Here is a 23,772-nt window from a genome sequence, read left to right as displayed (position 1 = left end):
GTGCACGGCCATTTCCACCTGACAGGCCACAGGTTCGCGCAGCTCACCCCGGTAGGAAATGATCATCGGCAGCGGCATGCGGTAGAACTGCGTGAGTGTGGCAAGCGTGTTGATCGTCACGCCAATGGCGGTGTTCTGCATGATGATCGCAGACCGTTTGCCACCCATGAAAGCACCGGCACACAGGCCCATCCCCTCATCTTCCTTGTTAGACGGGATGTGGAAAATCTCGCTCCGTTGATCAATTTCTTCGATCACACCGGCCAGCTGTTTGCAGGGCACTGTGGTGACGAAAGAAACATCGTTGGCGACAAGATCATCGGTGATCTTCTTGTCGATGTTCATGGCGTTGCCTTTCAGGTTGGGGCGCGGGTCACGCCCAAGGGTTAAGAATGATCTTGGGGGCGGCTACAGCGCCTGCGCGCAGGTCGCGGAATGCGGCGGCCCCTTGTGCCAACGGGCGCTGGTCCGTCCAGTCCAGCGGGCCAAGGCGGCCATCAAAGATGGCCCCGGCCGTGTCACGGAAATCTTGCGCGGTGTAAGTGTAGGTGCCGATAAAGGTGATCTCTTGCAAGGTCAGGCGACGCACGTCAATGCCGCCAGCGTCCTCGCCGAGCCCCACATGGGCAATGACCCCACCGGGGGCTGCATGGGTCGAGGCCACGGCGCGGGTCGCGGCATAGCCCACCGCATCAATCACAATCGAAAACGCGCCCTCCGGCGTGGCCACCACCCGCAGGCCGCATCGGTCTGCCAAAAACGCGGCGCGCGCGGCGTTGGGTTCGGCCACGGTGATGTCGTCCACCCCCATGGCGCGCAGCGCCAAGGCTGCGGCAAGGCCAATCGCCCCGCCGCCCACGACCAGCGCTGTGCGGTTCATCGAAGGGTGCAGCGCGCCCAGCGCCAGACGCACCGCGTGCCAGCTGACGGCCAGTGGTTCGGCAAGCGCCGCCTTCTCCAGCGGCACATCTGCGGGCACCTCAACCAGATTGCGGTCCGGCATGGTGATATACTGCGCAAAGGCCCCCTCGCGGGGCTGCATTGAGATAATCTGACGATCCGGGCACAGGTTTTCACGACCGGCCAGACAGGCCGGACAAACCATACAGGTGACCAGCGGATTGACCGTCACACGGGTGCCGGCACGGTCGCCTCCCACGACCGTGCCAGCGGCCTCATGCCCGAGGATCAGAGGCGCGGGCCGCCGCGCATCATGGCCCAGATAGGCGTGCATGTCGGACCCGCAGATGCCTACCGCCTCCACCTTGATCAGATGTTCGCCGTCGGCGGCAACCGCATCGGGCACGTCCCGAAAGGTCAGCGTTTCCACCCCATCATAGACCAAGGCCTTCATTTCGCGGTGAACCCCCCGTCAACCATCAGCACCTGCCCCGTCACGTAGGAGGAGGCATCCGAGCATAAAAACAAAACCGGTCCGTCGATGTCGTCCAGCGTGCCGTTGCGCCCGATGCAGGTCTGGGCGGCGTTGCGGGCCGCGCGATCTGCATCGTCAAAGACAGCCGCCGTCAGTTCGGTCGGAAAGAACCCCGGCCCGATGGCGTTGGCGGTGATCCCATGGGGGGACCACGCCTCGGCCATGGCGCGGGTCAGCTGGGCGATGCCGCCCTTGCTGGCCCCATAGGCGATGCCGCCGGGGAAGGCGCGTGTGGTCTGCAACGACGCGAAATTCACAATCCGCCCCCAGCCTTTGGCCTTCATGTTCGGCACCATCGCTTGAGACAGAAAAAACGGCGCGCTGAGGTTCAGCGCCAGCGTTTGATCCCAGCCTTCGATTGTCACGTCATCTGCCGCCTGCCGGGTGTTCACACCGGCCGCATGGACCACGATGTCAGGCGCGCCAAAGGGGGCGCTGATATCTTCGACCAGATCGGCAAAGCCCGCGCGGTCGGTGACGTCCGCTGCGACCCCTTCCGCCACAGCGCCCAACTCGTCGACCAGACTGTCAATCGCCTCCGCCCGTCGCGCCACGGCCACAACCCGCGCGCCTGCCTCGGCCAGAACCATCGCCGCCCGCCGCCCAAGGCCGGAACTGGCCCCGGTGATGCAGGCGACCTTGCCGGAAAGGTCAAACAGGCGGTCAGGGTTGGTCATTCCGCGCTCAGATCGAAATTTTCACCGGGGAAATATTTGGCCAAACGCACGTCTGCGGCACGCGCATGGCCTTCCATCCCTTCAAGACGGCTGATCCGCGCGGTGGCGATCGCAACGTCTTTGGACGCCTCACGGGTGGTGCGTTGCCACGTGACGATCTTCATGTATTTGTGCACCGACAGACCGCCCGTATAGCCCGCAGCCCCGGACGTGGGCAGCACGTGGTTGGTGCCCGACGCCTTGTCGCCGTAGCTGACAGTGGTTTCTTCACCCAAAAACAGCGACCCGTAACAGGTGAGGTTTTCAAGCCACCAGTCCAGATCGTCGGCCTGCACCGTCAGATGTTCCGGCGCATATTCATCGGAACATTTCGCCATATCCACGCGGTCCTCGCAGAGGATGACTTCTGCATAATCGCGCCATGCGGCAAAGGCGTTTTCGCGGTTCAGCTCGGGCAGATCATCAATGTACTGCGGCACCAGCGCCATGACCCGTTCGGCCAGATCGCGGTCATCGGTCACAAGCCAGACGGGCGAATTATAGCCGTGTTCCGCCTGACTGACCAAATCGGTGGCCACGATATGCGCGTCGGCGGTCTTGTCGGCAAGGATCAGGCTGTCCGTTGGGCCTGCAATCATGTCGATGCCGACACGGCCAAAGAGGATGCGTTTGGCTTCGGCCACAAACTGGTTGCCCGGTCCCACAAGGATGTTGGCCTTGGGCAGGCCAAACAACCCGAAGGTCATCGCGGCCACGCCCTGTACACCGCCCATGGCCATGATCTTGTCCGCGCCGCACACATGCGCCGCATAGACAATGGCCGGGGCCACGCCCACGCCCGGACGGGGCGGCGAACAGGCGGTGATGTGTTTGCAACCGGCGACCTTGGCGGTCGTCACGGTCATGATGGCTGATGCGATATGGCTGTAACGCCCGCCGGGCACGTAGCAGCCTGCGGCATCCACGGGGATCGCCTTTTGGCCCGCGATAAAGCCCGGTGACATCTCCATCTCGACATCTGCGACGGTGCTTTTTTGCATCTCTGCAAAGCGTTTGACGTTGTCGTGGGCGAAATCAATGTCTGCCTTCAACTTGTCCGGCACCTGCGCGATCGCCGCGTCGATGTCTGCCTGTGACAACATCACGCTGCCCTCATACCGGTCGAACTTGGCGGCATATTCCATCGCCTTTGCATCGCCCCCGGCCTCAATGTCATTCAGGATCCCCACGACCGTATCATGGACGTCAGACGCACCAGAGGCCGAGGTCAGCGTCGCTTTCTTGAGGTAGTCGCGGGTCATAGGGTCGATCCTGTGCAAAGGCAATCCGGGGGGTGCCTCTACGTCATGTAAGCGGTTACATACTCTTTATGCAAGCGCTTACATTGTCTGCGCTCTTGTTTTAGGATGGCTGAAATGCGCCGTCAGAATCTGTGAAAGGCCACAAGCGTGACCCAGAAGTCCTCCCCCACTATTGATGACGTGGCCCGTCTGGCGGCGGTATCGACGGCGACGGTCTCGCGCTGTCTGAATGCGCCGCAGAAGGTCTCGCAGAAGACGCTGGAACGGGTCATGGGCGCGGTACGCGATCTGGGCTACACCCCCAATTTTGCCGCCCGCGCTATGGCGGCGAACCGCACCCGCACCATCGGGGCCGTCATCCCGACAATGGAAAACGCGATTTTCGCGCGCGGCCTTCAGGCGTTTCAAGAGGCATTGCACCTTCGCGGCTATACCTTGCTTGTGGCCAGTTCCGCCTATGATCCCACCCGCGAGGCCGAACAAATTCGCACGTTGGTGGGCCGTGGTGCGGATGGTTTGCTGTTGATCGGTCACGACAGACCGGACGCCACCTATGCGTATCTTTCGGACCGCGATGTGCCTGCTTTGGTGTCGTGGGCCTATGATGCCGATGGGGCGCTTTCATCCGTGGGCTTTGACAATCGTGCAGCAATGCGTGGTCTTGCCAACCATATGCTTGAATTGGGCCACCGCCGGATCGCTGTCATCTCAGGCCATATCGCAGGCAATGACCGCGCGGCTGAGCGCGTGGGCGGGATCAGGGATGCGATGATGGCCTGCGGTCTTGATGCAGGGGGTCTGCCGGTCGAGGAATGCGACTACGACATTGATGCAGGTGCCGCCGCATGTGGCAGGTTGCTGGACTGTGACCCGCCCCCGACCCTTTTGATGTGCGGAAACGACGTGCTTGCCGTGGGCGCATTGCGCGAGGCAGGACGCCGGGGGCTGCGGGTGCCTGATGACCTGTCGATCACCGGATTTGACGACATCGAACTGGCGCGGATCGTCGTGCCGCCCCTGACCACTGTCCACGTGCCGCACCGTCAAATGGGCGGACTTGCGGCCGAGACATTGATCGGCATGATCGAAACCGGAACCCGACCGGACCCCGTAAAGCTTGACAGCAGTTTGCGCCTGCGCGGCTCTGTCCGCGCTGTTCGTCCCTGACAGGGGGCACCCGTCCGGTCCGGAAGCATCACAACGCGATCTTCGCAAACGCAGGTCCATTATGCGCAAATACAGCGCCATTGCAGTGCCGGGAGGCTGTTGTCACTCAGCTGTTTCCTTGGCACGGCAAAATTCTGTGATGTGGAAAAGATAGGCAGCGCCGCGCCGGATGCCCATTTCCAGTGCAATCAGGCCCCCCCCAGAAATTCGTCTGCGCCCCACCGGTTGACCATACCACGACGCAGGCCAAAACCCGCCCCATGAACCGTGACCTGCGCATTCTTATCGTCGAACCGGACCCTGACCGGGTGCATGGCATCATCACCGCATTGACGGATGCGGGGTGGTCAGATGTGCGGGCTTTGGCGCAAATTTCCGCTTTGGGCCGTATTGTTCAGGAATTCGTGCCCGATATCGTCCTGATTGATCTGGCAAACCCGGATCGCGACACGCTTGAACATATCTCCTTCGCGACAGAGACCTCCAAACGGGCGGTCGCGCTGTTTGTGGATCAGACGGATGAGACGCTGACGCAGGCCGCGCTGAACGCCGGCGTCAGTGCCTATGTCGTCGACGGCCTGCAAATGGACCGTATCAAATCCGTTCTGGAAACCGCCATTGCCCGCTTCAAGGTCATGCGTCACATGCAATCCGAACTCGATGCCGCAAAACAGGCCCTTGAAGATCGCAAGACGATCGACCGCGCCAAAGGCATCCTCATGCGCCAGCGGTCGATTTCCGAAGATGACGCCTACACCTTGCTGCGCAAAACCGCGATGCGCCAGAACCGTAAAGTCATCGACGTGGCACATGCGCTGGTGACAGCCTCGGACCTTCTATCGTGAGCGCGACAGTCCTGAATTGCGGCTATGTGCCCCTTGTCGATTGTGCGCCGCTGGTGATTGCCAAGGAACTGGGGTTCGCCGCCGAAGAGGGCCTTGTGCTGAACCTGATTATGCAGCCGTCATGGTCCGCCCTGCGCGATATGCTTGCCTTGGGTCATCTGGACGCCGCGCATATCCTGTCCCCCATGCCGGTGGCCATGTCCATGGGGCTGGGCGGATTGCCTGCGCGGATCGACACCTTGATGGTCCTGTCGGTCAACGGCACGATTTTCGGGGTCTCCAACACGGTGGCCGAAACCCTCTCCGGTGTGCCGTTCGGGGATCCTGCGGCCCTTCTGGCGGCCCTGACCCGAAATGGCCCGCGTCCTTTGCGCGTCGGGGTCCCGTTTCATCATTCCATGCACCGGCTGCTGCTGTCCTACTGGACAGCAACGGTGCCGGGACTGGTGGTCGAGGAAATCACCATCCCGCCGCCCCGCATGGCCGATGCGGTTGCCGACGGCTTTGTCGATGCCTTCTGGGTGGGGGAGCCATGGGGCAGCGTTGCGGTGCAACAAAACGTCGGCCGGATCATGATGACAGGCGCCGATGTCTGGAACTTTGCCCCCGAAAAGGTCCTCGCCGCCCGTCATGACTGGGTTGAACAAAACGGCGATACCACGCGGCGTTTGATGCGTGCGGTCTATCAGGCTGCTGCATGGCTTGACGTGCCAAAGAACCGGACCCTCGCGGTCGAAATTCTGGCCCGCAGTGAACACCTCAGCATGTCACCCGATCTGATTGATCCGGCTTTGTCCGGCCAGATCACGCCCGGACGCGGCGTCGCGCCCAAACCTGTCGACAGGTTCGTCCAGTTTCACAAACATGCCGCATCCTTTCCATGGCGCAGTCAGGCAGCATGGATCGCAAACCAGCTTGGCGCCGGTGAGGCCGGATTGGCAAAGGCGAAATCCTGTTTCCGGTCCGACCTCTATCGCCAAAATCTCGAAGGGATCGGCGCGGATATGCCCGGTGCGTCCGAAAAGGTCGAAGGCGCGCTCAAGTTCGAGACCGCGGTGTCCTCCACCCGAGGTCATATGATTCTTGCGCCTGATGCTTTCTTTGATGGCAGAACCTTTGATTTCCCCCTGCCGGATTGCTGAATTATTGGGCAATTTCTGCATGGCGGCAATTATCGACGCCGCAACGCAGCAAAAATGTTGCCACCCGACGGCCCATCCGCGCATCGTAAGTTCAAGGGGCAACGTTGCCCGTTAAATCGCGCCGACCGACGCAGGTCGCGCACATCCCAGAGCAAAGCCGCTCGTATGGAACACGGATCTCCTCCCCCGTGGTCTCTACGTGCGGCTTTTTTGTTTGCCCCTAAGGGGTTTGGAAAGGACTGAGTATGAAAACCACTTTCGCGATGCTTCTGGCCACGTCGAGCCTTTTGGCAACCACGGCTGCGGCGCAATCCCTTGACCTTGAAAAGGAAGACCTGACACTCGGGTTTATCAAGCTGACGGACATGGCCCCCTTGGCCGTCGCCTATGAACTTGGCTATTTCGAAGACGAGGGCCTGTTCGTTACTTTGGAAGCGCAAGCAAACTGGAAGGTCCTGCTGGACGGTGTCATCAGCGGTGAACTGGACGGCGCACATATGCTGGCCGGTCAGCCGCTCGCCGCGACCATCGGTTACGGCACCGAGGCGCACATCATCACGCCTTTTTCCATGGACCTGAACGGCAACGCCATCACCGTGTCCAACGAAATCTGGGATGAGATGAAGCCGAATGTGCCCCTGATGGACGATGGCCGCCCCCAGCACCCGATCAGCGCAAGCGCACTCGCCCCCGTGGTCGAAGACTACCTTGATCGGGGTGAGCCGTTCAATATGGGGATGGTGTTCCCTGTCTCGACCCACAACTACGAAATCCGCTATTGGCTTGCCGCCGGTGGGCTGGAACCGGGGTACTACAGCCAACAGGATATTTCCGGCCAGATTGGCGCGGATGTTCTGTTGTCCGTGACGCCGCCGCCGCAGATGCCCGCCACGATGGAGGCCGGCACGATCTTTGGCTACGCCGTGGGTGAGCCTTGGAACCAACAGGCCGTGTTCAAGGACATCGGCGTTCCCGTGATCACTGACTACGACATGTGGAACAACAACCCTGAAAAGGTCTTCGGCATCACCGCTGAATTTGCCGAAGACTACCCCAACACCACACTGGCCCTGACCAAAGCGCTGATCCGCGCCGCGATCTGGCTGGATGAAAACGACAACGCCAACCGCGAAGAGGCCGTGGAGATGCTGTCGCGCCCCGAATACGTGGGTGCCGATGCCGAAGTCATCGCCAATTCGATGACGGGCTTCTTTGAATTCGAAAAAGGCGACGTGCGCCCTGCCCCGGATTTTAACGTGTTCTTCCGCTACAACGCGACCTACCCGTTCTATTCCGACGCGATCTGGTATCTGACCCAGATGCGCCGCTGGGGCCAGATCCCGGAAACCATGACGGATGAATGGTATTTCGAAACCGCAGCCGAAGTGTACCGCCCCGACATCTATCTGGACGCCGCGCGTCTTCTGGTCGACGAGGGCATGGCGAACGAGGCCGACTTCCCTTGGGACAGCGACGGCTTCAAAGCGCCCACTCCGGCTGCCGATATCATTGACGCCATTCCCTATGACGGCCGCGCGCCAAACGCCTACATCGACAGCCTGCCCATCGGTCTGAAGTCCGGCCAGACAGTGCTGGATGGCGAAATTCAGGGCTGATGCCCCTTTCCCATCCCGCGCATCTGCGGGGTGGGCCTTTCTTTCTCTCCTCAGGCAACAGCAGTTGGACATTCGACATGACCGCCATTGACCCCATCACACTGGACACCGAAGCCCGCCGCCAGCGGCGGTTTGCCCGCATCAACAAGGCCGACGCATGGTTTCGCGTATTGGGTCTGTCATGGGTGACGCCCATCCTGAAGGCGGCAGCCGGCGACAACCCGCGCGCGCAGATGGGCGAAATCTGGCGTCTGCTGGGGGTGCCACTGCTGTCCATCGCCGTCTTTATCGGGCTATGGGCGACCCTCGCCCCGCAGGTGCAAACCTCCCTCGGCGCGGTACCCGGCCCCGCGCAGGTCTGGGAACAGGTGGGCGAATTGCGCGCCGATGCCGTGCGCGAAGGCGAACGTGAGGCTGCGTTCTATGTCCGCCAGGATGAACGCAACGCCGAACACATCGCCAACGGCGAGACCGACAAGGTCCGCGACCGTGTTTATACCGGCAAACCAACCTATTACGACCAGATCTGGACCTCGATCAAAACGGTATTCTTCGGCTTTCTGATTGCGTCAATCGTGGCCATTCCGCTGGGCATTGCCGCCGGTCTGTCCGTCACGGCCAATGCCGCGCTGAACCCGCTGATCCAGATTTTCAAACCGGTCTCCCCGCTGGCGTGGTTGCCGATTGTCACGATGATCGTCTCTGCGGCCTACACCACCAATGACGGCATGTTCTCGAAATCCTTCCTGATCTCGGCCATCACGGTGACTTTGTGTTCTCTCTGGCCCACGTTGATCAACACCGCATTGGGTGTGTCCAGCATCGACAAGGACCTCGTCAGCGTCAGCCGCGTGCTGAAAATGAACACCTACACCAAGATCACCAAACTGGTCCTGCCCTCCGCCCTGCCGCTGATCTTCACGGGTCTGCGCCTGTCCCTCGGCGTGGGCTGGATGGTGCTGATCGCGGCAGAAATGCTCGCCCAGAACCCTGGTCTTGGAAAATTCGTCTGGGATGAATTCCAGAACGGGTCCTCCCAATCGCTGGCCCGCATCATGGTTGCTGTGTTCACCATCGGCATCATCGGCTTCCTTCTCGATCGTGTGATGTATGCGCTGCAATCCATGTTCACATTCAGCAACAACCGGTGATTGATATGACGCTGCTTCACTTCAAGAACGTCTCGAAAAGCTACGGCGAGACGCCGGTTCTCAAGGACATCAACCTAAGCGTTGAGGACGGAGAGTTCGTCGTCATCCTCGGCTTCTCCGGCACCGGCAAGACCACGCTGATCAACCTGATGGCTGGGCTGGAACAGCCGACCAGCGGCACGGTGACCTTCAAAGGCGAGCCGATCAAAGAACCGGGCCGTGAACGGGGCGTGATCTTTCAAAGCTATTCGCTGATGCCGTGGCTGACCGTGCAGGGCAACGTCGCGCTGGCCGTGGACACGATGTTCCCTGATCTGTCCAAGGCCGAACGCGCCGCCAAAGTCGATCATTACGTGGCCATGGTGGGACTGTCCCACGCCGCGACCCGCCGCCCGGCCGAATTGTCCGGCGGGATGCGCCAGCGGGTCAACGTGGCCCGTGCGCTGGCGATGGACCCTGAAATGCTGCTGCTGGATGAACCACTGTCAGCCCTCGACGCGCTCACCCGCGCGAACCTTGCGGATGAGATTGAGGCGATTTGGGACGCCGACAAAAAGACCTGCGTGCTGATCACCAACGACGTGGATGAGGCGATTATTCTGGCCGACCGCATCATCGCCCTGAACCCCGACGGGACGCTGGGCGATGAATTCAAGGTCGACATCCCCCGCCCCCGCGACCGTGTAGCCATGAACAATGACGCAACCTTCAAGGCCCTGCGCGCTGAGGTCACCAATTACCTGATGGACGTGGGCATCGCCGCCAAGGTCGAAGAAACGCGGCTGTTGCCCAACGTGACACCGATCCACGGCGTGCCCGCAGCCGTGGCCAAAGCGCAAGAGGGCGGGATTGAGGAAAAGTTCCTCAACTTCTCCCAACTCGACAAGGTGTATCCCACCCCCAAAGGCCCGCTGACAGTCGTTGAGAACTTCGATCTGAAGATCAACAAGGGTGAGTTTATCTCCCTCATCGGGCATTCGGGCTGCGGGAAATCCACGGTGCTGACGATGGCTGCGGGGTTGAACCCGATCAGCAAGGGCGCGATCCGGCTGGATGGCTGGAACGTTGAAGGCGCGGACCCCGAACGCGCCGTCGTATTCCAATCGCCCAACCTGTTCCCGTGGCTGACGGCCAAGGAAAACGTCTCGATCGGGGTGGACAAAGTCTATCCCCGCGCGTCCCAGGCCGAACGTCAGGACGTGGTCGAATACTACCTTGAACGGGTGGGCCTTGCCGACAGTATGGACAAGGGCGCCGCCGATCTGTCCAACGGCATGAAACAGCGCGTCGGCATCGCGCGCGCCTTTGCGCTCAGCCCAAAACTGCTGCTGCTCGATGAACCTTTCGGGATGCTCGACAGCCTGACACGGTGGGAGTTGCAGGAAGTGCTGATGGAGGTCTGGTCGCGGACCAAGGTCACCGCCATTTGCGTGACCCACGACGTGGATGAGGCGATTTTGCTGGCCGACCGCGTGGTGATGATGACCAACGGGCCGCAAGCGACGATTGGCAAAATCACCGACGTCAAACTGCCGCGCCCGCGCACGCGCAAGGCGCTTTTGGAACACCCCGATTACTATAATTACCGCCAAGAGGTGCTTGATTTCCTTGAGGAATATGAGCACGGCAGCACCCCCAAAACACCCCCCAAGCCCATCGCAGCGGAGTAAGACATGACACAACACCTGATCGTCATCGGCGCGGGCATGGCCACGGGGCGGATGCTGGAAACGCTGGTTGAAAACGGGGCCGACTACGACATTACCCTCATCAACGGGGAGCCGCGCGGGAACTATAACCGCATTATGCTGTCCCCCGTATTGTCGGGTGAAAAAACTTACGCCGAAATCGTGACCCACGATGATGCGTGGTACGCCGACAACAGCGTCACCACGCGGTTTGGCTGTTTTGTCGAAGCGGTCGACCGCGCGGCCAAGACCGTCACCCTCACCACGGGTGAGGTTCTGGGCTACGACAAACTCGTCTTCGGCACGGGATCAAATCCCTTCATGATCCCCCTGCCCGGTCACGATCTGGATGGCGTCATCGCCTACCGCGATCTGGAAGACACCGAAAAAATGATGGGCCTTGGGCCGGATCACAAATGCGTCGTCATCGGCGGCGGCCTGCTGGGGCTTGAGGCCGCTGCGGGCATGGCAGCACGGGGCGTGGACGTCACCGTGGTGCATATCATGGGCCACCTGATGGAACGGCAGTTGGATGAGGCGGCGGGCTATCTGCTGCGCAAGGCGCTGGTGGACAAGGGCATCACTGTCAAATGCGCGGCCAACTCCAAGGAAATTCTTGGCGAGGACGGCCACGTCCGCGCCTTGCTCTTGGACGATGGCACCGAACTGCCCTGCGATCTGTTGGTCATGGCCGTGGGCATCCGCCCCAATGTGAAACTGGCGCAGGACGCTGGGTTGGCCGTGGGCAAAGGGATCCATGTGGATGACCAGATGCTGACGTCCGACGCCGATGTGCTGGCGGTAGGTGAATGCGTCGAACATGACGGCGCGATCTTTGGGCTGGTGGCACCGCTTTATGACCAGGCGAAAGTGGCAGCCAAAACCCTCATGGGGCAAACCGACGCCTTCGTGCAAAAGGAACTGTCCACCAAACTGAAGGTCACGGGCTGTGATCTGTTCAGCGCGGGCGATTTTGCCGACGGAGACGGGCGCGAAGACATCGTGTTCCGCGACCCTGCGCGCGGGGTCTACCGGCGCTTGGTCCTTCAAAACAATGTCGTCATCGGGGCCGTGATGTATGGCGACACCGCCGACAGCAACTGGTTCTTCGGCCTGATCCGCGACAAGACCGACATCGCCGACATGCGCGACACGCTGATCTTTGGACCCGCCTATCAAGGGGGGACCCCCCTGGACCCTTTAGCAGCTGTTGCAGCCTTACCGCGTGACGCGGAGATCTGTGGCTGCAACGGTATCTGCAAAGGTCAAATCGAAGACGCCATCGCGGCGGGCGCCTCTGATCTGGGCGCAATCAAGGCCACCACGAAGGCCAGCGCATCCTGTGGAACCTGCACGGGGTTGGTCGAACAGGTGCTCGCCGTCACACTGGGCGACGATTTCGTCGTTCCCGCCGCCGCCTCGATGTGCGGCTGCACGGATATGACCCACGAAGACGTGCGGCGCATGATCAAGTCCCGGCGGCTGACGTCCATGCCCGCGGTCTGGCAGGAATGTGGTTGGAAAACGCCCGATGGCTGTCACAGCTGCCGCCCTGCGTTGAACTTTTACCTGCTGGCCGATTGGCCGCTTGAATATCAAGACGACCCGCAGTCGCGTTTCATCAACGAACGCAAACACGCCAACATTCAAAAAGACGGCACTTATAGCGTCGTGCCGCGCATGTGGGGCGGGATCACCACGCCCAAGGAACTGCGCGCCATCGCCGATGCCGCCGACAAATACATGGTGCCGACGGTCAAGGTTACGGGCGGTCAGCGCATTGATTTGCTGGGCGTGCGCGGTGAAGATCTTCCCGCCATTTGGAAAGACCTCAACGATGCGGGCATGGTGTCGGGCTATGCCTATTCCAAGGGGCTGCGCACGGTGAAAACCTGTGTGGGCACCGACCATTGCCGCTTTGGTACGCAAGACAGCACCGGCCTTGGCATCAAGCTGGAACAGACGCTGCATGGCGCGTGGACGCCGCATAAGTTGAAACTTGCCGTGTCCGGCTGTCCGCGCAATTGCGCGGAGGCGACGTGTAAGGACATCGGCGTGGTGTGTGTGGATTCCGGCTACCAGATCAGCATCGGCGGGGCGGCTGGCATGGACGTCAAGGAAACCGAATTGCTGTGTCAGGTCGCCACCGAAGACGATGCCATTCTGGTCATCAAGGCCGTCACACAGCTGTATCGGGAGAACGCCAAATACCTCGACCGGATTTACAAGTGGATGGCGAAAGTGGGCCTCGATTGGATCAAGGAACGGGTGGAGGCAGACCGCGACGCGCTGGTTGAACGCTTTGAGCTGAGCCAAACCATCTACCGCCACGACCCATGGGCGGATCACGTCGCCAAACAGACCGAACGTTATCAACCCCTCGCCAACCTGTCGCTGGAGGCCGCAGAATGACCGACTGGATCGACATTGCCGCCCTCGACGACGTGCCAGCGCGCGGCGCACGGATGGTCAAGACCGCACTTGGCTGCGTGGCGGTCTTCCGCACTGCGGACGATCAGGTCTTTGCGCTCGACAATGCTTGCCCGCACAAGGCCGGCCCCTTGGCCGAGGGCATTGTGCACGGCACATCCGTCACCTGCCCGCTGCACAACTGGGTGATTTCGCTGGAAACGGGTGAGGCGCAGGGGGCGGACGAAGGCCGCGTTGCGACCTATCCCGCGCGGGTGGACGGCGGGCGTATTCTGCTGGATCGCACGTTCTTGCAAGCCCGGCCAACATCCGGGGCCGCTGCATGACCCTCACCCGCACCACATGTCCCTACTGCGGCGTGGGCTGCGGGGTTTTGGCGGGCGCTGACGGCACAATCAAAGGCGACCCTGATCACCCCGCAAACTTTGGACGGCTGTGTTCCAAGGGGGCAGCCTTGGGCGAAACCATTGATCTTGAGGGGCGGTTGCTGCACCCGAAAGTAAACGGCAAGCGCACCGATTGGGACACGGCCCTCGACCTCGTGGCCACGAAATTCAGCGCCGCGATTGCCGAACATGGCCCCGAAAGCGTGGCCTTCTACGCCTCTGGGCAATTGCTGACCGAAGATTACTACGTCGCCAACAAGCTGATGAAAGGTTTCATCGGCGCTGCGAATATCGACACGAATTCAAGGCTTTGCATGGCATCCAGCGTGGCAGGCCACAAACGCGCATTTGGCACGGACACGGTGCCGGGCACCTACGAAGACCTTGAACAGGCGGACCTGATCGTGCTGGTAGGGTCAAACCTCGCATGGTGCCATCCCGTACTGCATCAGCGCATCGCGGCGGCCAAAGAGGTGCGCCCCAATATGCGCATCGTCAATATCGACCCGCGCCGCACCGCGACCTCCGATCTGGCCGATCTGCACCTGTCTATCGCGCCCGATGGGGACGTGGCGCTGTTTAACGGATTGCTTGCGCATTTGGCCCAAACGGGCCGCGTCAACGCCGCGTATACGGCGGCCCACGTAAACGGGCTTGAAGACGCGATTGCGGCGGCAAATGCGACATCACTGGCGGCCACGGGCCTGTCGTCCCATGAACTGGCGCAGTTCTTTCAACTTTGGTCAGGCACCGACAAGGTCGTCACCGTCTATTCCCAAGGCGTGAACCAATCCCAAAGCGGCACAGACAAGGTGAACGCGATCCTCAACTGTCACCTTGCCACGGGCCGGATTGGCACACCGGGTGCGGGGCCGTTTTCCGTCACCGGACAGCCCAATGCCATGGGCGGACGTGAGGTCGGGGGGCTGGCCAATATGCTGGCCAACCACCTTGAGATCGACAACCCCGACCACCGCGCCGCTGTGCAATCCTTCTGGAACAGCCCGCGGATCAGCCCACGTGCGGGTCTCAAAGCAGTCGATCTGTTTCAGGCCTGCGCGGACGGCAAGATCAAGGCGCTTTGGGTGATGTCCACGAACCCCGCAGTGTCTATGCCGGATGCAAATGGCGTGGCAGAGGCGATCGCGAAGGTCCCCTTCGTCGTGTCCTCCGACATGATCGAGGCGACGGACACCAATGACCTTGCCCATGTGCTGCTGCCCGCCGCCGGTTGGGGTGAAAAGGACGGGACGGTCACCAATTCCGAACGGCGCATCTCGCGCCAGCGGGCGTTTTTGCCCCCTGCCGGAGAGGCCCGCCCCGACTGGCAAATCGTCACCCGAGTGGCCCGTCGCATGGGGTTTGGCGACGCCTTCCCATACCAAAAACCTGCCGATATTTTTGCCGAATACGTGGCACTGGATAAGGCCCTGTCGCCCTTCCCCCGTGATCTGGACCTCAGCATCTTTGCCGATGCCGATTACGCCGATCTGATCCCGACGCAATGGCCCCGCAACGGACGGCGCTTCTTTGCGGACGGACGGTTTTATCACCCGGATGGCAAGGCGCGGATGATCCCTGTGGCGGCCCCCGCCCTGTCTCGCCCGCGTTTCGCGCTGAACACGGGCCGCAACCGCGATCAGTGGCACACGATGACACGCACCGGAAAATCCCCGCGTCTGGGCACGCATCTGGCCGAACCTTATGTGGAACTGCATCCTGACGACGCGGCTGATCTGGGCGCGGCACCGGGCCACATCATCGAGGTGCAAAGCCTTTACGGCAGCGCCCTTCTGCGGGCTTTGATCACGGACCGCGCGGCGCGCGGTCGGCTCTTTGCACCGATGCACTGGACACGACAGCGCAGCACCTCGGGCGCAATCAACACCCTGACCGCGCCGGTCGTTGATCCTGTCTCGGGGCAACCTGCCCTCAAAGACGCGCGTGTCACGGCACGGGTTTATCCCGCCCGATGGTACGGGTTTCTGGCCTGCCGCGATGTGCCAAAGCCAATCACACCCTATGCGGCCATCGCCCGCACCCAGACAGGGTGGCAGGCCGAAATTGCAGGCGACGTTTTGCCGACCGATTGGGCGCAAAAAGCGCTGACATTGGCCGGCATCGAACAGGCAGACGTCTGCGTTCAATCGGACCCTGCCAGCGGCGTCTGCCGTGTTGCACTGACACAGGACGGCGCGATTGCGGCACTTCTGTTTGTGGCGTCATCTCCCGTGGTGGTTGCCCGCCATACAGCAATCGCGGCCATTGGCAGCGACACGCCCGCGCTGACGGCGCTTGCGGGGCGCGCAGCCCCCCACCAGCCGGACCCCGGCGCGACCGTCTGTGCGTGCTTTGGTATCGGACGCAACACGCTGCTTGAGGCCGTGGCAAAGGGTGCCCGTACAGTGACCGCACTGGGCGACGTCACCTGTGCCGGCACCAACTGCGGGTCGTGCAAGCCCGAACTGAAATCCCTGATCGCCGATGCGGCAATGCCCATGGCCGCCGAATGACCCTTGCGCCGTTCGTCCGCATCGTGGCCCGCGGCGCGGGTCGGGCACGGTCTCTGACCTTGCCAGAGGCACAGGACGCCATGGGCGTGATCCTGTCAGGCAAGGCTGCCCCCGAAGCCGTCGGCGCGCTGTTGATGGTCTTGCGCCTGCGGGGGGAGACCGCGCAGGAAATCGCGGGCTTCACTGCGGCCTTGCGCGCCCATGTCTCGGGTCACATCCCGCCCGCGGACCTTGACTGGCCGTCTTATGCCGCAGGACGCAGCCGGGGGGCACCGCTGTTTCTTCTGGCGGCGCGTCTGGTCGCGCAGGCCGGGTTTCGGGTGTCGATGCACGGCTGGAATTCCCATCAGGCCACATCTGCATCCGTGCGCGACGCGATTGATCTGGCCGGCCCTCAGGTGCGCTATGATCCGCTTGAAACCCTCTGCCCCGCGGCTTTTGATCTTTTGAACCTGCGCGACACTTTCGGCCTTCGGTCCTGCATCAACACCGTGCTGCGCATGTGGAACCCGAGCAAGGCACCGGTCAGCGTCCAAGGGGTCTTTCACCCGTCCTATCGCGGTCTTCAAACCCGTGCAGCCGAACTTCTGGGGCAACGGGACCTTGCGGTCATCAAGGGCGGCGGAGGCGAATTTGAACGTCACCCCTCAAAAGACATTGCCGTGTTCGGCCTGCGACACGGCAGACCCCTTTCGGAAACGGCCCCCGCGTGTCTTGAAAACACCCGCCGTCTGCATGACATCAACCGCCCCGTTGACGCGCGCGCCCTGTGGTTCGGAAGCTTAGCCGACCCTTTTGCCGTGGCAACTGTTACCGGCACCGCCGGCCTTGCGCTGCGTGCCCTCGATGCTGCCCCGACCCAGTCGGACGCAGATAACATGGCCTGCGCCCTTTGGGCCGCACGCCACTCTTCAGAAAGTCGGACCGCATGAAAACCTTTCCTATGTTCCTGCAAATGGAGGGCCGTCGTGTGGTCGTCGTTGGCGGGGGCGAACAGGCCGCCCAAAAGACCCGCCTGATGTTGAAGACACAAGCGCGGATCGACGTAGTGGCGCCAACGCTGGATGCCGAACTGGCCGCGCTGTCCATGGCCGGACGGATCTTTCATCGAACAGGCCCCGTCACGCCAGATACATTCGCCGATACCGCGCTGGTGTTTGTGGCCACGGGATGCCCCGGCGCGGATATGGCGCTGCATGGACTGGCAAAGGCGGCGGGGGCGGTGGTCAACGTGGTGGACCAGCCCGCGCTTTGCGATGCGATGACGCCCTCGATCGTGGATCGTGACCCTGTGGTGGTGGCGATCGGAACCGAAGGAACGGCCCCTGTCCTTGCACGGCAGATCAAAACAAAAGTCGAGGAATTGCTTGAACCACGGCTGGGGGATCTGGCGGCGCTGGCAGGCCGGATGCGCCCTGCGGCGGCGGCGCGGCTTGCGCCTCGGGCGCGACGGGACCTCTGGCGTTGGGTGTTCAACGATGCCCCCCGCCGCCTCTTTGCCAGCGGGGCGGAACGCGCGGCGGCCGGACAGATCAAACAGGCGATCGACACCGGCGACTTTGGCGGCAGCACCACCGGCAGCGGCAGCGTCGCCATCGTGGGCGCAGGCCCCGGCGCTAAGGATTTGATGACCCTGCGCGGTGTCCAACGTTTGCAAGAGGCCGATGTGATCTTCTTCGACCGGCGGCTTGACCCCGACATCCTCGAACTGGCGCGCCGTGATGCCGAACGGGTTCATGTGGGTGCGGCCTCGGGCTGTGACGACTGGCCCCAAAGCAAAATCGCGCAAACCCTCGTCGCCGCCGCCAAGCGCGGACAACGTGTGGTCTATCTGCAAAGCGAAACGTCGGGCGCGTCTGGCCCTGCAACACCGGAAACCGATGCTCTGACCTGCGCGAATATCCCTTTCGAAATTGTCCCTGGCGTCAGGGCTGATGATGCGCGCGCCCCGTGTGCAGGCGGCCATCGTTCGGCGCGGGGCAATGGTGACACTTTCGCGCAAGCAACCCTCAACCGTGCGGCGCATCACCGCGTGTAAGCTGGGTCATCCATCCCAAGTCCTGCTCGACAGGGGCTGTGGGCCGGTATTCGGCCCCCAGTGGCTTGGTCCAGCCCAAACCGGCAATCACGCGGAACACCTCCTTGTAATCGACCTCCCCCCGATCCGGTGCCCCACGGGACGGCACGGATGCAAACTGGATATGTCCGATGACAGGCAGCAGATCGGCCAGCCGCGTGGTCAGGTCACCCTCGGTGCGGCCCACGTGGTAGCAATCAAACATCAGCTTCAGGTTTGGCCGTGCAACCTCGGCGATGATGGCCCGCGCCTGATCTGTCGTTGTCAGAAAATACCCCGGCGCGTCGTGCCGGTTCAGCGGTTCGATCAGGATCATGCGGTCGGGGGCATGATCGCAGGCGTAGTGCAGGTTCGCGACGAAGGCCGCGTGCGCGTCCGGTCCGTGCGCGAACCCCGCCATGACGTGGATCGCACCGGCGTCGATGGCGCTTGCGTAGGCCAGTGCGGTGTCGATGGCAGCACGGGCCTCGGCTTCGCGTCCGGGCAGCGCGGACAATCCGTTTTCCCCGCCCGCGACATCCCCGCGTGACGTGTTGAGACCCAGCATCGCCAAGCCCGTTTCATCAAGTGCGGCGCGCACATCACTTGCCGCAAAGTCGTAGGGCCAGTGGCATTCGACCGCCGCAAAACCTGCTTTTGCTGCGGCACGGATTGCATCCGGCAAGGGAAGATCAGCCCACAGAAACCCAAGGTTGGCTGAAAACTGCGTCACGCGTCCCACTCCACATCGAAAGTGTCCACAACGCGGGCCACCTGATCGGGCGTCAGCGCGCGCGGTGACATCCCCCGCGTCATCATCGCCAGCCGTGCGGTGTCTTCCAGTTCCTCAATGGCGTTGCAGGCGGCCTCGATATCCTTGCCCGCCACAACCGGCCCGTGATTGGCCAGCATCACCGCCGACCGTTTGCCCGCAAGCCCACGCACCGCCGCGCCCATCGCCGGATCGCCGGGCAAAAAGAACGGCAGCAGTTTGACCCGCCCCAGCTTCATGATTCCGTAGGGCGTAAGAGGCGGCAGAAAATCATCCGCATCCACATCCGGCATCAGCGACAGCGCCACCGAATGACAGCTGTGCAGATGGACAACCGCCCCTGCGGTGCTGCGGGTGTCATAAAAGGCCGTGTGCAGCGGCATTTCCTTGGTCGGCGGATCGCCCTCAACCAGCCGCCCCGTGGCGTCAAACCGTGACAGGCGCGCAGGGTCGAGCCTGCCAAAACTGGTCCCCGTGGGCGAAACCAGAAGCCCGCCGTCGTCGGTCCGTGCCGAAATGTTGCCTGTGCTGCCGCCGGTCAGGCCACGGTCAAACATCGACTTGGCCAAAAGGCAGATTTGGTCGCGCAGGCGGGTTTCGGTTGTCACGATGCGTCCAGCACAGTTTGGGCATGGGAAAAGAAGGTTTCGGATCCGAAGTTACCGGACTTGAGGGTCAGCGCCAAGGCGTGGCCCGCGCTTTCACAGAAGGTCCACGGCACACCCGGCGCGATTTCCGCACCAATCGCAAGCGTGCTCACGCCCAGCGCCTTGGTCACAGCGCCCGATGTTTCCCCGCCGGCGACGATAAAGCGCCGCGCGCCTGCGTCCCGCGCAGCGATGGCACAGGCCGACAATACATCCTCGATCAATGCCCCGGCCCTTTCGCGGCCGAGCTTGTCTTGCGCGGCCGCTACGCTGGCCGGATCGGCTGTTGCATAGATCAGTGGCGCTTGGCCGAGGTTTTGTTCGGCAAGCCAGCCCAACACGCCATCGGTTCCTTTCTCTGCCAGCGTCAGAGGGTCCAACTGGTAGGCCGGCGCGCCGATGGCGCGGTAGGCCGCAACTTGCGCGTTGGTCATGGCTGAACAACTGCCTGACAGGACAATGGTCTGCGCCTCTGGCACCGCATAGGCCGCTTCCGCCGCGTTCAGTTCCAGAAGGCCGTCGGCGGCATAGAGGGCCGGAAGCGGCATCGCGATGGCCGACCCCCCGGTCAAGAGCGGCAAATGACGGCTGGCATCGGCGATGATCTCCAGATCGGAATTCGCCACCGCATCGACAACCACATGCGCGGTCCCGGCGTTGCGCAGATCATCCAGCGCTGTGCGCACAGCCTGCGCCCCTTCGGCGACCTTTAGCCGATTGATCAGCCCCACATCCCGCGTGACCTGCGGCGCCAGAAGGCGCATCAGATTGCTGTCGCGCATGGGCGTGAGCGGATGATCCTTCATCGGGCTTTCGGCGAGAGGCTGTTCCCCCACAAAGAGGTTCCCCATAAAAATGGACCGTCCGTTTTCAGGAAACGCCGGGCAGTAGATCGTCTGATCGGTGCCTATCTCAGCCATCAAAGCTTCGGCCACCGGGCCGATATTTCCCTCAGACGTGCTGTCGAAGGTGGAACAGTATTTCCAGAAGAAGCGCTCTGCCCCCGCCGCTTTCAGCCACGCATAGGCCGCCCGCGTTTCGGCCACCGCATCTGCGACAGGTGCTGTGCGGGTCTTGAGGGCTATCACCTCAAAGGCGGCCGTGTCCTTGGGCGCCTCGGTCGGCACGCCAATGCGCAAGGATACTTTTGCACCGCTGCGCGCCAGAAGGCCCGCAAGATCCGTCGCACCCGTAAAATCATCGGCGATGCAGCCAAGAACCGTGGTCATCCATCTTCTCCCGGCAAAGTCAGACCCGCATTACGCGCGTAGACCTTGGCCACAGCCGCATCATCCTCACCCCCCAGTCCCATGCCTGCCGCGGCGATGAATTGCTGCAGGGCAACGGCTGTGATGGGCGCGCTGAACTGCGCGGATTTTGCGATATCAAGAACGATCCCCAGATCCTTGGGCCAGATATTTACAGAACTCAGCGGCGTGTAATCGCCATCCACAATATGGGGCGCGCGGTTTTCCAGCATCCAGCTGGTGCCCGCGCATTTGCTGATCACCTCGACAAATGTGTCAGGGGCGACCCCTTGCGTCATCCCGAAGGTCAGCGCCTCAGCCATGGTGGCGATATGCACGCCCGCAAGCAGTTGGTTGACCGCTTTCATCGCCGACCCCGCACCTGCTGCATCCCCAAGGGTGAACACGGTCTCGGCCGTGGCCTCAAGCACCGGCTTGGCCGCAGCAAAGGCCGCATCGGTGCCTGCCGCCATGATCGACAACTTGCCTGCCGCAGCCTTTGCAGCCCCGCCGGATATCGGCGCGTCCAGATAAAGCACCCCGTGTTCTGCACAGCGCGCTTCCATATCGCGGGCAAAGTCGGGGGGCACAGTGGCGCAGGCCAGAACAACCGCCCCTGTCCGCAACTTTGGCACAATGCCGTCGTCGCCAAACATAACCGTTTCGGTCTGTGCCGCGTTCAGGACCACCACCGCAACAGCATCCAGACTGCCGGCAACCTCTCCAACCGAACCCTCGGCCCCGCCGTCCTTTACAAACCGCGCCATCTGCGCGGGCACCACATCAAAGCCATAGGTCGTGTGTCCGGCCCGCAGGATCGACGCCGCGATGCCGTATCCCATCGCCCCTAACCCGAAAACTGCAACGTTGCTCATCGTATATCTACTCCTACGGGGTTTGCTGTCTTCACTGTCGCATCACGCAGGGCGCCGATCGTCATCTTCACCGCCTCCTGCGCGGCGAAAAGGACGCCATGACCTGCATCAAACTGGTGAAACACCGCGTTGGGCAGGTCGGCAGCCAGCGCGTGTTGCGAGCGCGGATCAGCCTGCATATCATGCGCGCCGGCGATGACTGTCGTCGGGGTTTTGATGTCGGCCACATGTGCCGTCACATCATGGTCGCGGCGCGCCTCCAGCAGACGGGCGTAGCCGCCGCTGGTGATCGAAGGATCGGCAAATGCGGCCTCGAAGGCCACACGTTCGGCCAGCTTGCGGGCGAATGTGTCAGGGGCCGTGTCTTGCAGGTTTTTCAAACGGGTGTCCTGTAGGCACATCGCTTTTGCGGCTGCAGTTTCACGTGGCAGATCAAGGAATGTGGAAATGTCGAACGAGCGATGCACAGGTCCGCCGGCGGTCGCCGACGCAATAACCATCCGGCGCACCCGATCCGGCGCAATCAGGGCGACATGGAGCGATGTCATACCGCCGAAACTTTCACCTATGATGCAGGCGTCCTGCCACCCCAGAGCATCCATCACGGCGATCGCATCGCGTGCATAGTCTTCCATGGTCCATGCGCCATCGGGCTGTTCGGTGCGGCCGATCCCGCGCGGCTCGTAGGTGGCGATATCAAAGTGATGAACCAGATCGCTGTTCAGGACCCCTCGTTTGTATCGCAAGTCGAAATTCGATCCGCCAAGAAACAGTACCCGCGCGGCTGCATCGACCGGTCGTGACCGCAGACAATGCACCGACAACCTGTCCGTCTGCAGCATCCCTTCTGTCAGATCGGCGGTCACAAGAACGCCTCGGACAGCATCTTGACCCCGCTGATGCCAAGAAAGACCGCAAACGCCAGCCGCAATTTGCGCGCATTCAGTTTATGCGCAATCTTCACCCCAAGCGGGGCGAACAGGAATGTCGTGATCGAGATGATCACCGCCGCCGGAAGATTGATATACCCGACCGAATAGGGCAGCAGCCCCGGCAGGTCCTGCCCCGCCAGCGCATAGCCCACGATTCCAGGCACCGCGATCATCAGTCCAAAAAGGGATGCAGTGCCCACAGCCCGATGCACGGGAAAGGACAGCAAGGTCATCGTCGGCACCGATAACGTGCCGCCGCCAATCCCCATCATCGCGGAAAACGCGCCAATGGGTGCCGCAATCGCGGCGCGCGCCGGTACGGACTGCGGCGGTGCCTTCGCCAGCGTAAACGGCGTCGGGTTCAGCATGTTCAGAACCACAAGAAGTGCGATAATTCCAAAGACACCGGACAAAACGGTCGCATTCACGTTCGCGGCGAAAAGACCGCCCATCAGCGCGCCAATCACCATCCACGGGGCCCAGGACCGGAACATATCAAGGTCAATGGACCCCTTTTTGTGGTGCGCCCGCGCAGACGAGATTGACGTGGGAATAATCGTCAGCAGCGACGTGGCCACCGCAAAGTGGATTGCCACCTCGCTTGGCACATCCAGCATGCCGACCTCGGTCAGCCAATACAGGACCGGCACGATCACGATGCCCCCGCCGACCCCGAGAAGCCCGGCCAGCGTGCCCGCAATAGCCCCGACGATCAAAAGGATCGGGGCAATCAAAAACCAGTTTGTCGGGTCGGTCATCCTGCGTTTTCCTTTCGCATGGCTCGAATCAAGGACAGGCTTAAGGCACCAACCGCCGCAAGGGCCAGCATAAGTGCGATCGGATGGCCGGAGAAGAAGCCAAAAAAGTTGCCATCCGTCAGGATCAGACCCTG

Annotated in this window: 21 protein-coding genes; 11 read left to right on the top strand and 10 right to left on the bottom strand. The window is 62.0% G+C overall.

What is annotated here, in order from left to right; genetic code table 11:
- From QZ653_RS12415 to hisD, 4 genes are all read right to left on the bottom strand, one after another.
- Positions 1-345 (bottom strand): sulfopyruvate decarboxylase subunit alpha (locus QZ653_RS12415; RefSeq protein WP_296420417.1); only part of this gene is annotated, 345 nt, incomplete at its 3' end.
- Positions 346-373: 28 nt separating this feature from the next.
- On the bottom strand, positions 374-1,354 hold the full coding sequence (locus QZ653_RS12410; protein WP_296420416.1) for an alcohol dehydrogenase catalytic domain-containing protein: 981 nt from the start codon (positions 1,352-1,354) through the stop codon (positions 374-376).
- Positions 1,351-2,112, bottom strand: coding sequence for an SDR family NAD(P)-dependent oxidoreductase (locus QZ653_RS12405; protein WP_296420415.1), 762 nt, complete (start codon positions 2,110-2,112; stop codon positions 1,351-1,353). The genes QZ653_RS12410 and QZ653_RS12405 overlap by 4 nt, the downstream gene beginning before the upstream one ends.
- Positions 2,109-3,413 carry a histidinol dehydrogenase gene (hisD, locus tag QZ653_RS12400; RefSeq protein WP_296420414.1) on the bottom strand — a complete coding sequence of 435 codons (1,305 nt, stop codon included), beginning with the start codon at positions 3,411-3,413 and terminating at the stop codon, positions 2,109-2,111. The genes QZ653_RS12405 and hisD overlap by 4 nt, the downstream gene beginning before the upstream one ends.
- 147 nt (positions 3,414-3,560) lie before the next feature.
- On the opposite strand from hisD, the gene QZ653_RS12395 reads away from it, so the two are divergent.
- From QZ653_RS12395 to QZ653_RS12345, 11 genes are all read left to right on the top strand, one after another.
- Positions 3,561-4,580: a LacI family DNA-binding transcriptional regulator gene (locus QZ653_RS12395; protein ID WP_296420413.1), complete on the top strand. Its 1,020-nt coding sequence runs from the start codon at positions 3,561-3,563 to the stop codon at positions 4,578-4,580.
- Positions 4,581-4,840: 260 nt separating this feature from the next.
- Positions 4,841-5,425 carry an ANTAR domain-containing response regulator gene (locus tag QZ653_RS12390; protein WP_296420412.1) on the top strand — a complete coding sequence of 195 codons (585 nt, stop codon included), beginning with the start codon at positions 4,841-4,843 and terminating at the stop codon, positions 5,423-5,425.
- Positions 5,422-6,567, top strand: a complete 1,146-nt coding sequence (locus QZ653_RS12385) for a CmpA/NrtA family ABC transporter substrate-binding protein (protein ID WP_296420411.1) — start codon at positions 5,422-5,424, stop codon at positions 6,565-6,567. The genes QZ653_RS12390 and QZ653_RS12385 overlap by 4 nt, the downstream gene beginning before the upstream one ends.
- Before the next feature lie 245 nt (positions 6,568-6,812).
- Positions 6,813-8,183 carry a CmpA/NrtA family ABC transporter substrate-binding protein gene (locus QZ653_RS12380; RefSeq protein WP_296420409.1) on the top strand — a complete coding sequence of 457 codons (1,371 nt, stop codon included), beginning with the start codon at positions 6,813-6,815 and terminating at the stop codon, positions 8,181-8,183.
- 77 nt (positions 8,184-8,260) lie between these two features.
- Positions 8,261-9,334, top strand: a complete 1,074-nt coding sequence (locus tag QZ653_RS12375) for an ABC transporter permease (protein ID WP_296420408.1) — start codon at positions 8,261-8,263, stop codon at positions 9,332-9,334.
- A gap of 5 nt (positions 9,335-9,339) precedes the next feature.
- Complete coding sequence (locus tag QZ653_RS12370) at positions 9,340-11,004, top strand: ABC transporter ATP-binding protein (RefSeq protein ID WP_296420407.1); 1,665 nt, start codon at positions 9,340-9,342, stop codon at positions 11,002-11,004.
- Positions 11,005-11,007: 3 nt separating this feature from the next.
- The gene (gene nirB / locus QZ653_RS12365) at positions 11,008-13,434 is read left to right on the top strand and encodes a nitrite reductase large subunit NirB (protein ID WP_296420406.1); all 2,427 of its coding nucleotides are present in this window, start codon (positions 11,008-11,010) and stop codon (positions 13,432-13,434) included.
- Positions 13,431-13,778, top strand: coding sequence for a nitrite reductase small subunit NirD (gene nirD, locus QZ653_RS12360; RefSeq protein WP_296420405.1), 348 nt, complete (start codon positions 13,431-13,433; stop codon positions 13,776-13,778). The genes nirB and nirD overlap by 4 nt, the downstream gene beginning before the upstream one ends.
- Entirely contained in the window at positions 13,775-16,351 is a 2,577-nt protein-coding gene (locus QZ653_RS12355; protein ID WP_296420404.1) for a nitrate reductase, read from the top strand. The genes nirD and QZ653_RS12355 overlap by 4 nt, the downstream gene beginning before the upstream one ends.
- Positions 16,348-17,283, top strand: a complete 936-nt coding sequence (locus QZ653_RS12350) for a glycosyl transferase family protein (RefSeq protein WP_296420403.1) — start codon at positions 16,348-16,350, stop codon at positions 17,281-17,283. Before QZ653_RS12355 ends, QZ653_RS12350 begins: the two co-directional genes overlap by 4 nt.
- Positions 17,280-18,389, top strand: coding sequence for a siroheme synthase (locus QZ653_RS12345; protein ID WP_366933093.1), 1,110 nt, complete (start codon positions 17,280-17,282; stop codon positions 18,387-18,389). Before QZ653_RS12350 ends, QZ653_RS12345 begins: the two co-directional genes overlap by 4 nt.
- Here QZ653_RS12345 and QZ653_RS12340 read toward each other — a convergent pair.
- The 6 genes from QZ653_RS12340 to QZ653_RS12315 are packed head-to-tail and all read right to left on the bottom strand — an operon-like array spanning position 18,361 to position 23,638.
- Entirely contained in the window at positions 18,361-19,140 is a 780-nt protein-coding gene (locus QZ653_RS12340) for a hydroxypyruvate isomerase family protein (protein ID WP_296420402.1), read from the bottom strand. The genes QZ653_RS12345 and QZ653_RS12340 overlap by 29 nt on opposite strands.
- Positions 19,137-19,787, bottom strand: coding sequence for an aldolase (locus QZ653_RS12335; RefSeq protein WP_296420400.1), 651 nt, complete (start codon positions 19,785-19,787; stop codon positions 19,137-19,139). Before QZ653_RS12335 ends, QZ653_RS12340 begins: the two co-directional genes overlap by 4 nt.
- Positions 19,784-21,055, bottom strand: coding sequence for a 3-oxo-tetronate kinase (otnK, locus tag QZ653_RS12330; RefSeq protein WP_296420398.1), 1,272 nt, complete (start codon positions 21,053-21,055; stop codon positions 19,784-19,786). Before otnK ends, QZ653_RS12335 begins: the two co-directional genes overlap by 4 nt.
- Complete coding sequence (ltnD, locus tag QZ653_RS12325; protein ID WP_296420397.1) at positions 21,052-21,948, bottom strand: L-threonate dehydrogenase; 897 nt, start codon at positions 21,946-21,948, stop codon at positions 21,052-21,054. Before ltnD ends, otnK begins: the two co-directional genes overlap by 4 nt.
- A complete protein-coding gene (locus QZ653_RS12320; RefSeq protein ID WP_296420396.1) occupies positions 21,945-22,814 on the bottom strand; it encodes an alpha/beta fold hydrolase in 870 nt (289 codons plus the stop codon). Before QZ653_RS12320 ends, ltnD begins: the two co-directional genes overlap by 4 nt.
- The gene (locus QZ653_RS12315) at positions 22,811-23,638 is read right to left on the bottom strand and encodes a sulfite exporter TauE/SafE family protein (RefSeq protein WP_296420395.1); all 828 of its coding nucleotides are present in this window, start codon (positions 23,636-23,638) and stop codon (positions 22,811-22,813) included. Before QZ653_RS12315 ends, QZ653_RS12320 begins: the two co-directional genes overlap by 4 nt.
- Between the last annotated feature and the right edge of the window lie 134 nt (positions 23,639-23,772).

The organism is Pseudooctadecabacter sp. (assembly GCF_020627745.1).
Taxonomy (GTDB): Bacteria; Pseudomonadota; Alphaproteobacteria; order Rhodobacterales; family Rhodobacteraceae; genus Octadecabacter.
The sequence above is the reverse complement of the archived record's forward strand: the minus strand, read 5'-3'. Positions and strand labels throughout refer to the sequence as shown.